Origin of the sequence: Endozoicomonas sp. ALE010, assembly GCF_049310165.1 — a bacterium.
In the GTDB taxonomy this organism is placed as follows: Bacteria; Pseudomonadota; Gammaproteobacteria; order Pseudomonadales; family Endozoicomonadaceae; genus Endozoicomonas.
In genome coordinates, this window is record NZ_JBLYNV010000189.1 from 1 (window position 1) to 1301 (window position 1301).

Consider the following 1301-nt stretch of genomic DNA (forward strand, 5'->3'; position numbering starts at 1 on the left):
AGATTGCTGATAACTGATGATAGTAAATGGTTGTTTTTTTAGGGTTGTCAGCGTTTTTTGTGCAACAGTTTTTACAGCTGATGGACTTTGACGTAAAGGTTTGTGTTCCATCAATGGGAGCCAGGTAGCCCTCTTTAAAATACTGGAACTGTTTCAATTTCCCACGCCGCTGACAATAAGCAAGACAGGCGAGAAACAGTGGACGAATATGTTTTGTCTGAACGAGGTCAATAGTTGATCTCAGGTAGGTATCACAAGGTATGTGTTCAACGTGATACAAACTCTTGGCATTTTCTTTAATTGTTGGCTGGTCTCGTTTGTCATCGCAGGTCAGTAATGATGCATTTTTATTATGAAAAACACCAAGGCTATACATAAAAAAATCGGCAATGGAAATATTTGATGAACGCCCTTTTTGTGAGCGAGGGTCAGGAATCTCTTGAACTTTTTCAAAAACAATATCAATGAGGTCAGAGGTAACCGAATGATTATGAGAGGAAGGCATATGACAATGTGTGAGTATTTTTCCAAAAATATCCTCTATTCTAGACTGCGTAGCTGAAATTGTCCCGCAAGCTTCCAGCCCTTGGGAGCAAAGGGATTTTAGTTATTGCGGGAATTACTGTTATGCAGGCGTTATGCGCTCATACTCAACCATACCTTCTCAGTAAATGATCGAACTATTATGGTTTCTGTAATCTATAGATAATAAATAGTAGATTCGGGTTGATTTCATTATCCTCAGTCTGTAAAACACAGATATAAAAATCTATTTTTTACCTGTTACTTGGAAGTAATAATCATGGTACGAAGTATCGATATATACAGCAAAAACGGCGTTAAAGCGCAAAGAATTGACAAGACAGGAGATAATTACGAACTTACTGTCACATATTCCGTTTTTGCGGCAGATGGTACTTTTTTAAAAGAATTTAATACAGAAGCTGAAGCAATAGCATACATAGATTCCATGTTTAAGCCTGAGCCACCGGCTCCCAAAAAACCACCTTCATCTGATTATTCATTTTAAATTTTTCATGAGCATAGGGAGAGATTCTCTATGCTATAAATCCAAAAAATTGAATTCGATTTTCTTATTAAATAGTTCTAGCTTAAAAAATCTTTAAATCTGTATCTAAGTACTAGAAAAGATTAATTGCTTTACTATCAAAGCCGCGCATAAATCGGGTAAGGGTTGGTCTTTCTCCAACCCTCCCCACAGCACCCGGCATGCGGGTCCGCACCGGGCGGTTCAACGATGATGGTGAAACCTGACCCATAAGTCTTTCAATGAAACAAGC

General features: G+C 38.1%; 2 protein-coding genes. One reads left to right on the plus strand and one right to left on the minus strand.

All coding sequences use genetic code 11. The annotated features are described in order from the left end of the window. Window positions 1–505: hypothetical protein (locus ACO6UY_RS24685; RefSeq protein WP_422491707.1), on the minus strand; the 505-nt coding region annotated here is incomplete at its 3' end. A gap of 297 nt (window positions 506–802) precedes the next feature. On the opposite strand from ACO6UY_RS24685, the gene ACO6UY_RS24690 reads away from it, so the two are divergent. Continuing rightward, complete coding sequence (locus tag ACO6UY_RS24690) at window positions 803–1030, plus strand: hypothetical protein (RefSeq protein WP_422444017.1); 228 nt, start codon at window positions 803–805, stop codon at window positions 1028–1030. Window positions 1031–1301: the final 271 nt, after the last annotated feature.